Source organism: Stieleria sedimenti (assembly GCF_025060895.1).
Taxonomy (GTDB): Bacteria; Planctomycetota; Planctomycetia; order Pirellulales; family Pirellulaceae; genus Stieleria; species Stieleria sedimenti.
This window is the reverse complement of the sequence record NZ_JANZKV010000138.1, coordinates 34,002-43,428: the sequence shown is the minus strand read 5'-3', so window position 1 is coordinate 43,428 and position 9,427 is coordinate 34,002. Positions and strand designations below refer to the sequence as shown.

Here is a 9,427-nt window from a genome sequence, read left to right as displayed (position 1 = left end):
CCACCGTCTCGCTGCTCCGCAGCGACCAGAATCCGCCTCAAGGCTGGACACCAACCGCCGCTGGTGTGCAGGCTTCAGCCCAATACCGCTAAGTTAAGCGTCGTTTCTTCAGATGAGGGCCCGTAGGCTCGCGCCAAACGGCTGATATTCGTTTGACATCAGCCGGTTCGCGCCAGCGTCCGGGCCCCCTCATTCATGTTGACTTAGCGGTATTGGGCTTCAGCCGCCCGGTCTCGCTGCTCCGCAGCGAGAGGGCATCGCCTGAAGCCCAAACATCAACGTGCGAAGATCGAAGTTTATCCCACGTTCATCCGGGCCGCGGCGGGCAGGTGATTTTTGCCGGTCCCGCGAGATGCCTTCACCCAGCCCAACGCTCGGCCTTGGTATCGCACGACACACCAGCCTGACGCGTCGCAAGGGATCGGTTGACCACTCAGGTACCGCTGTGCCGTCAGCGCATCGACTTCGATCCCTTTAGACGCCCGCACCGCACCGGTTCGACGTAGCGCCGCACCATGCGCGGGCTTCCAGGTTTGGCCGGTGCGATAGGCCGCTTCGGGACCGACGGCGGCAATCGATTCGACCCACGGCGGAGCGTCCTCGGGCCATGCCCAAAGGACCGCGCCGGCAACCTGGTATCGCTGTGGCGTCGCGTCAAACCAGACGTTGAATTCCTCCGGCAACCGCTCCGGCTGCTTGCCGCGTTTGCGTTTTTCTCGAATTTTCGATGCGGCAGGAATCGTGTCGTCGAGGTCACAGCGAAGCGACGCGGCAAAACTGCCCGCACAGTCGTGGCGATGTGGCCACAAGCGATAGCAGCATCCGGTCTCGTCGCTCGCATAGTCCGCCAGGCGATCGAGTGGTTCGGGTGTCACGCCGTCTTGGTCTAATAGCCAGCGCACTTGAGATTCGTTTTCCGCTTCGGCAAACGTGCACGTGCTGAGCACCAATCGGCCTCCGGGGCGGAGCAGGTTGACGGCCGACGCAAGAATCCGCTTGGCCCGCAACGCGCTGTGTTCGATCTGAGTCTTCGAAACCGCGGCCAGGCTTTGTTTGCCGCGTCCCAGCAACGCTTGTCCGCTGCAGGGGACATCCGCCAAGACCAAATCAAAGATGCCGCCGAGTCGCGATTGAAGCCGCTCGGGATCAAGGCTCGTAATGGCGTAGCGGTCGCTCCCGGTGCGAGCCAGGTTGTAGGCCAACGGTGCAATTCGAGATTGAATCGGTTCGTTGGCCAGCAAAAAGCCGTCGCCGATCGATTCCAACAGGGCGCTCGATTTGCCGCCCGGCGCGGCGCATAAATCACAGATCAATCGGTCGCGTTGCGGAGGACGGTCTGCATCGGCGGCCGCCAAGGCCAACATCGAGCCGGCATCCTGAATGAAAAAGTCGCCGGCGGCGTACGGCAGTGTTCGGCTCGGGCGGACTTCCGGATCGGTGCATTGATAACCGAGTGAATACCACGGAATCGGGCGGACCGGAAACGCGAAGTCCGGGGGATCGATGTCGTGTCGATAACGCACCGCGCTGGGGTGTCGCGACATCAAGGCGGCGGAGAACGCGGCGAATTCCTCGGGACGCATCGCGGCGTTTCCGAGTGCCGCCACCAGCGGTTCCAGAACGTCGGCCTGATCCGCGTCAGACGGTTCGTCGTTCACGTTGTCGTGCGCTGCAAGTATTTCAAGGCTGAAACCACCAGCGACAGGACGCACGCTAACAGCAGGGGCGATGTAAACGTAAACATGATGAAGGCCCGATGTGCCAGTCGACCGACGTCTTCACCACCATCCTCCGCTTCTCCGTACAGCAACACACTGAGTTCTTCGCGGATCGCCGGGACTTGTGATGCGTAGTACAACGCCGCCGAGATGAAGGCGAACACGACCATCATCAGCAACATCATCGACAGACTGATTTGAATCCTGGGGCCATGCTTGGCGGGGCGCGGCGAGGCATCCGATTCGGCCGGCCCGGTCGCGACACGCTGTGAGGGTTCAGGGTTTATCGAAACTGGACTCATCCGTCGATCGCCTCCTTTGGCAATTCCGGCAACGGCTCGACCGGCGCTGCGGGCGGTTCCCAAAGATCCTCCGCCTCTTGGCCACCGGTGTCACTGCGGAGCAACAAATAGATTCCCCCGAGTAGACCAAATGCCAGCGTGGTTTGCCAGGCAACCACGACCATGGTGATCGCATCGGCGGCAGCCTGAAACTGCGCACCGTTTGGCGAAATCACCGACGCGACGATCTGTGCTGCCAGCACCGACGCCCCGCCGATTCCGCCCAGCAACAGGCCGAAGAGAAACACCACCGCCCCGGAAAACACCACGTACCCGATCAACGACAGTGGGCGACGATACAGTGACTCATAGCCACGGCTGAGCGAATCGATCGGGTCGGGCGTGGGTTCACAGACCATCGCAACGAGCGCCAGCGGTACGGCGAAAAGCGCACCGAATCCCAGAATGCCGACCGGAATCGCGGCGATACCGATCGCCCAGCCGGTGATGCCAGAGACCACGGGAATGTCCGCCACGAAACTCGGTACACGGATCAGAAACACGCCCACCAACAGGGCCACGATGCACAGGCAGGGCAGGATCGGCACGAACAGTGATCGCCCAAGCCGCGCTCCAACCAAACGCAACGTCCGACCGGCGCGCGGCAGGGGTTTGCCCGCAGCCAACGCAGCGCCGTCGCGGCAAACAAACTGAAGCACCGGAATCCAAACGATCAGCATCACGGCGACCAGCAGCGATCCGAACAGCGGACCGGTCGTATCAAAGATCGCCCCAAGCATCCGGATGTGGGAGTGAAGCTCCCAGACCGGGGCCAGTCCGAGACGTCCCCCTAAAAAGAACGATCCGACCGTTCTGGTCACGACGCAGGCGATCAAGACAACTGAGACGTGACTGGGCGAAGCGAGAATCCTGGGGATGCGGGTCAGTCGAATCCAGGATGCCACGTCGACCCAGGAACGCATCCGAGAAAACATCCCGGATTCGAAGTCGTAACCGGCGTGAATCTCGCTTTTGTTCAAGCCTGGGCTCCGCTTCGTCCGATCGACCGTGGGCAATTCCGACCAAGGGCGATACGCGCCGCGGTGGTCGCTCGTTCCCTCCAGGTCGCAGTATCACCTCCGCGGTGCCGATCACGCAAGAAGCCCAACTCCCGTGGTTGGCGAAAGCCTCGACACCAACGTGCGCGTCAATGGCTCGGCGGCTGTTCAGGCCGCCATCGCGGACGGTTCGCTCTCGGCAGATTTCCCACGATCGCGTGCCCGTCGCCAAAGCGCCTTGATCTCGGCGGTCAAGCTGGTCGCGACCGTTCGGTGATACGGCGAGTCGGCCGGCAACCCCTCGATCAGCCGACGATGGGCTTCGCCCAGGTTGTGGTAGGGCAGGCGGGGGAACAAGTGGTGCAAAGCGTGGTAGCGCGTTCCGATCGGCCCCCACAGTTCGCTGATCCACGCATGGTGGGGATAGTTGACCGAATCGAGTAATTGTTCTTCGAACGTCATCTCGCCGCCATCGCCCGTCCATCGATGAGCTCCCAGCGTGCGGACTTCGTTCAGCGTCAATAATCCAATCGCAACGCTGTACGCGACGATCCACAACGGATCAAACCATTCCCCGGTCACAATCTTGTGGCGAAAGATCAATCCGCTGCCGACCAGAAAACAAAAGAACTCCTGCATCACCACGATCCGCATTTCCTTGTCCGACGGATCATCACGCTCGTAGAACGGGTCCACCACCATCGTCGAGGCGTGGCGGTGCACGAACGCGCGGGCTCCCGGAATCAGCCAACAAACCGGGCTCAGTACCACGAATCGAAACAGGCCCAAAAAGGGAATGATCAGCGCCTGGCCGATGAAGCCGACGATCATCCAGGGGCTGTGATGGCTGAGCGACAAATACTCACCGTCGTGGTCGGTGCCGTAATGTTTGCGTCGATGGTGATCGACGTGCGGATAGTACAGAAACGACGGCACGAACAACGGGATGCCACACAACGCATTCCAAGCGAACCGGAATCCGTTGAACCCCTCTTTGGGTAAGTGGACCAGCTCGTGGATGAACATCACCGAGCGCATGAACAACAGCACGGTCGCCAGATACGACACGATCACCACGGGAATCACCCAGGGCGCCGGCCAAAACAATCGCGGCACGTGCAGCGTCGCGTGCAAGGCAATGAAGCCGCCGACGATCGACAGTAAGAAATCCGTCCAGTAGATTCGTGGATTCGGTTTCGTCAAATCACCGATTAAATTGCGGGCTTCGGCAAAGGAAAACGTGCCATCGCCCCGCGGCGGGACGGGAACCACCTTCGGCGTTCGCTTCGGGTCTGGATTCGTGTCGCTGGCGAGTTGGGCTGGGCTATCAACGGACATCGCAGAACAATCGTGAAGTGGGTCGCGGTGGTGATCCGGCACGCGGTTGGGCAAACCAACATGGTCGGACAGAATCCTCGTTTTGCTTGTATCGTCCCTGCAAGGCGGCAAGTTTGACCGGCCGTCCCAGTAAACCCCCAGTTTAAATCGCTTCTTACGGCCTTGCCCGCATATTCCCCAAAGTTACTGACGTCACGATTGTCGCAGGCGGACCGCACATGACCGATTCATCCACACTCGACAAATCCGCACACCGAGTCGTGGTGATCGGCGCCGGGGCGGCCGGCTTGGTCGCTGCGGCGGAGGCCGCAGTGAGGGGGGCTCGCGTACTGCTGCTGGAGAAGAATGGCAAAACCGGCGTCAAGATCTTGATGTCCGGTGGAACCCGCTGCAACATCACCCAAGACACCGATGCCAAGGGAATCGTCCAGGCCTTTGGCAAGACGGGACGATTTTTGCAAAAGTCCGTCGGTGCCTTCGGGCCGGCCGATGTCGTGGCGATGTTTCACGAGCAGGGGGTCCAGACCAAGGTGGAGTCGACCGGGAAGGTGTTTCCGCAATCCGACCGCGCGATCCACGTCCGAGACGCCTTGCAACGGCGTGCCGTCCAAGCGGGAGTGAAGCTTCATTTGCGTTGTGCCGTCACCGCGGTCGAAAAAACGGCCGACGAGTGGCTGGTCCGTACCGAATCGGAATCGATCCGCTGCGATCGGCTGATCGTGACCGCCGGCGGCAAAAGTTGGCCGGGCTGCGGCACAACCGGCGATGCGTATGCCTGGCTGCACAAACTGGGCCACACCATCGTGCGGACCCGACCGGCACTGGTTCCCCTGGTCGGCGGATACGATTGGACGCACAGCTTGTCCGGTTTAACGCTCGATGACTGCATCGCGTCGGTTTACCAACGCAGTGATTGGCAATCCAAGGCACCCTCCAAACGCAAGCCGCTGGTCAGCCGCCGCAGCAGCTGGCTGTTCACGCACCTGGGGTTCTCCGGGCCCGCCGCGATGGACGTCAGCGGCACGATCACCCGTGCCGATTCGTTCGACGACGTCACGTTGGCCGTCGATCTGGTGCCCGAGCTGTCGGTCCCGCAAATCGAGGCGGCACTGACCGATCGCGGCGGTGGCGGGCGCCGCACGACCACCGCCGTGATCGCAGAGTGGTTGCCAAGTCGACTGGCCGAATCGGTCGCCCGGGCGAGTGACGCCGAGTGCCCGATCGCAGAACTTTCACGCGTGAAGCTGCAGGCACTCGTCAACGGGCTGAAAGACGCAACGTTTCCCGTGCAAGGCACACGGGGGTTCGCCAAAGCGGAGGTGACGGCCGGTGGCGTGAAGCTGACGGAAGTGGATCCGCGAACGATGGAAAGTCGCAAGGTCCCCGGTCTCTACATCGCCGGCGAAGTGCTGGACGTCGATGGTTGGATCGGAGGCTACAACTTCCAAGCCGCCTTCAGCACCGGACGAGCCGCCGGAATCGCCGCCGCGGAGTAAGCCTCCCGCCTGCGATCCTCGGCAGTGGCGTAAGCTTCCAGCTTGCGATCCCCGGCCGTCCCGGCCGACCCCCGTCAGCCAACGCTGTGAAGCGTTTTTTCCATGTGTTTCTTGAGGTTTTAGCGGCAGGGCGCGAGCCCTCCGGTCTTTCACGAAGTTTTTGAAGCGCGACCGGACGGCTCGCGCCGTTCCGCTAACACCTTGAGGTTTTAGCGGTAGGGCGCGAGCCCTCCGGTCTTTCACGAAGTTTTTGAAGCGCGACCGGACGGCTCGCGCCGTTCCGCTAACACTTTAGAGCCAAAGGGCGTGACATTGGACGCAAGCCTACCGCTAAAAAGTCGTTCACGGCGTAGGGCGGAGCCTGGGAAAGAGTTGCGTCATGACGAAGACCGCTCCACCAACGACGGCGCGGCTCGCCCCACTTCGCAGGAGAGGGCTTCGACGAATGGGACGTGCGCAAACACGACTCAGGACTGCGTATCGCGCACCGCGACGCCGTGTCACGCCGGATTCTTGTGGCCGAGTCGCTCTGCTCTGCTTCGGCAGGCCAAATGCGTGCTCTACACTGCAGTTACACTGTCGACATCGAACATGAACCTTGATCATCAGACGAGAACCCTTGGCGTGAATCGAATCCTGCTCGCCGGACTGCTGTTTGTACTCGGTTACCATGCCGCACGGTGCCCTGCCCAGTCTCCCCCGCAACCCTCGTTGACCGACCGACTGCTCGCCGAAGGCAGCCGAACACTGGCCGCCCAGGCGCGGGAGCGGGGAGATGCGGTCCGGGGAGCCATTCTGTTTTCAACCCAGTCACTTTCGTGTACCAAGTGCCACGCTCAAGGCGCCGCCGATCTGCTCGGCCCGGATCTCACCCAAGTCTCCGCGGATCGGAATGACGAAACGATCGTCGAAGCCATCCTGCAACCTTCCAAGTCGATCGCCAAGGGATTCGAATCGGTCAAAATCCTGACCCAGGAAGGTCGCGTGGCGACCGGACGAGTCATCCGGCAAGACGCCGACACGATCGTGCTGAGGGAACTGTCCGATGCCAATCGCTTGATCGAGATCGCACGCGACGATCTCGAACTGCTGGAGCCGCAAACGGTCTCCGCGATGCCGACCAAGCTGGCCGATCAACTCAACGACCGGCAACAGTTTCTGGATCTGGTCAAATACCTGATGGACATCGCACAGACCGCGCAAGCACCAAACGTCGCCGCGTCGATGCCCGCACCACCGTCCACCTCGCTGGATCCTCGAATCCACGGATTGGTTTTGATGGACCAGTTCGGTTGCGTCCGCTGTCATGGAGACAACGCCGCGACACCGACGATGCACACTTCCACGCACACTTCCACGCCGCCCCAACAGGCTCCGGTTCTGACCGCGGCGGCATCGCGAATCGATCCCCAATACATCCGACGATTCATCGCGGATCCCCACAGCGTCAAGCCGGGGACCAGCATGCCGGATCTGATGCAGCATCTCTCCGACGGTGATCGCGATGCGGCGTCGGCGGCGATCACCCAGTACCTGATATCGCTGGCGAAGGATCCTTTCAAACAAGGATCGATCGACCCCCAGTCGGCGTCGCGCGGTCGAGAACTGTTTCACTCGGTCGGATGCGTCGCCTGCCATTCACCGCGCGGCCAAGACGGCGGCGAGTTGATGGCCGACGGTTCGGTTGCCCTCGGCGATCTGAGCCACAAGTACAGCGTCGACGGACTTTCGGCCTTTCTGGAAAATCCGCATTCGGTACGCCCCTCTGGACGGATGCCCGACATGAAACTGACGCACTGGGAAGCGGTCGATTTGGCAAACTATCTGGTCAGCGGTGCGGGGGCCGACGCCGATCGCCAGCCGATGCAAACCGATCCCGACATGATTCAGTCCGGCCGCAAGTCATTCACCGAACTCGGTTGCGTCCAGTGCCATGTCGCCGAGGAAGGCCAAACGCAGCAGGTTCAGGCCCAAGGGCGTGCCGAACGCTATCCCTCGCTGGCTCAATTGAACACGACGCAGGGCTGTCTGTCGGCGAAGTCGGGCGCGTGGGCAAATTACCGATTGGACGACGCCCAACGCGACGCGATTCGTGTGGCTCTCCAAGCGTCCGCCGTCTCGCTTGATGATCGAGAACACGTCGTATTGACGATGGCGACGTTTCGCTGTGACCGCTGCCACACGCGCGATGGCTGGGGCGGGGTGTCGGACCAACGCGATCCGTACTTCCAGACGACCAATGAGAACCTCGGTCCCCAAGGACGGATCCCGCCGACGTTGAGCGGCGTCGGAGGGAAGTTGCGTTCCAAATGGCTGCGCGATGTGTTGGTCAACGGTCGCTCCATCCGCCCCTACATGAAAACCAGAATGCCGCAATACGGCGCGGCCAACGTGGCCCACTTGGTCGACCGGTTCGCATCGGTTGACCCCAAGCCGTTGGCCGAAATCACTGAGACACAGGATCCCAAGGAAGCTCGCACGACGGGCTTGGAACTGGTCGGCACCGGAGGGCTGAACTGCATCGCCTGCCACACCTTTCAGCACAAACCGGCGCAAACCATGCCGGCGGTCGACCTGACCGAAATGGCCGAGCGACTTCATCGAGAATGGTTCTATCAATACATGGTCTCGCCGCAATTGCTCAGCCCGGGAACGGTGATGCCCTCGTTTTGGCCGGGCGGAAAAGCGATCCGCAAAGAAATCCTGGGCGGAGACCCGAACCTTCAAATCGGAGCGGTCTGGGAGTACCTGCTCGAAGGGCGGCAGGCCAGGATGCCGCGCGGATTGCAATTAGAACCGATCCGATTGTTGGCCGATCAGGGCCGCGCCGTGATGCTGCGTCGAAGCTATCCAGGTATCGGAAAACGAGGCATCGGGGTCGGCTATCCGGGCGGATTGAATCTGGCCTTTGACGCCGAACAGATGCGGTTGGCGATGATTTGGAAAGGCGACTTCGCTGATCCGGGCGGTGTCTGGCGCAGCCAGGGGCACGGGACCGTGCGACCTCTGGGAAGCGACTTGATTCGTTTCCCACCCGGGCCGGATTTGGACGACGCCCAAACACCCTGGATCGTCGACGAAGGTCGTCCGCCGCACCACCAATTCACCGGCTATGACCTGGACGACATCGGCCGCCCCACGTGGACGTACCGATTGGGCGAAATCGAAATCGAAGACTACGCGATCGACTCGAAAGACGCGGATTCCGATCAAACGGTGTTGAAACGGACGGTGACATTCACGTCGAAGGACAAGCGAAACAACTTGGTTTTCCGAGTCGCATCGGGCCAGACAGTGAAAGCCATCGACAAGCAAACGTTTCTCATCGACGACAAGCTGAGCGTCCGAGTCGATCCGAAACACCAGGCGGACATCGTGCAATCGGAAACCGAGATGCAACTGGCCGTGCCTCTCAATCTGCCGCCCGGCAGCACCAAGTTGGAGATCCAATACCGATGGTAACCCAGTGGGATAGGCTTCCAGCCTGTCATCCCTCACTTGTTGCCAGGCTCCGCCTGGCAACACACTGCCACGGA

At 61.3% G+C, this 9,427-nt stretch carries 6 protein-coding genes; 2 read left to right on the top strand and 4 right to left on the bottom strand.

Annotated elements, in window-relative coordinates; translation table 11 throughout:
- Positions 1-296: 296 nt before the first annotated feature.
- The 4 genes from NZK35_RS17565 to NZK35_RS17550 form a co-directional block, all read right to left on the bottom strand.
- A complete protein-coding gene (locus tag NZK35_RS17565) occupies positions 297-1,658 on the bottom strand; it encodes a methyltransferase RsmF C-terminal domain-like protein (protein ID WP_259633837.1) in 1,362 nt (453 codons plus the stop codon).
- Entirely contained in the window at positions 1,655-2,020 is a 366-nt protein-coding gene (locus tag NZK35_RS17560; protein ID WP_259633836.1) for a hypothetical protein, read from the bottom strand. The genes NZK35_RS17565 and NZK35_RS17560 overlap by 4 nt, the downstream gene beginning before the upstream one ends.
- Positions 2,017-3,039, bottom strand: coding sequence for a hypothetical protein (locus NZK35_RS17555; RefSeq protein ID WP_259633835.1), 1,023 nt, complete (start codon positions 3,037-3,039; stop codon positions 2,017-2,019). Before NZK35_RS17555 ends, NZK35_RS17560 begins: the two co-directional genes overlap by 4 nt.
- A gap of 186 nt (positions 3,040-3,225) precedes the next feature.
- Positions 3,226-4,395 carry a fatty acid desaturase family protein gene (locus tag NZK35_RS17550; RefSeq protein ID WP_259633834.1) on the bottom strand — a complete coding sequence of 390 codons (1,170 nt, stop codon included), beginning with the start codon at positions 4,393-4,395 and terminating at the stop codon, positions 3,226-3,228.
- A gap of 218 nt (positions 4,396-4,613) precedes the next feature.
- Between NZK35_RS17550 and NZK35_RS17545 the strand changes: the two genes are divergently transcribed.
- Together NZK35_RS17545 and NZK35_RS17540 are read left to right on the top strand one after the other, a co-directional pair.
- Complete coding sequence (locus NZK35_RS17545; RefSeq protein ID WP_259633833.1) at positions 4,614-5,891, top strand: BaiN/RdsA family NAD(P)/FAD-dependent oxidoreductase; 1,278 nt, start codon at positions 4,614-4,616, stop codon at positions 5,889-5,891.
- A gap of 624 nt (positions 5,892-6,515) precedes the next feature.
- Positions 6,516-9,353, top strand: coding sequence for a c-type cytochrome (locus NZK35_RS17540; protein WP_259633832.1), 2,838 nt, complete (start codon positions 6,516-6,518; stop codon positions 9,351-9,353).
- Positions 9,354-9,427 lie beyond the last annotated feature (74 nt).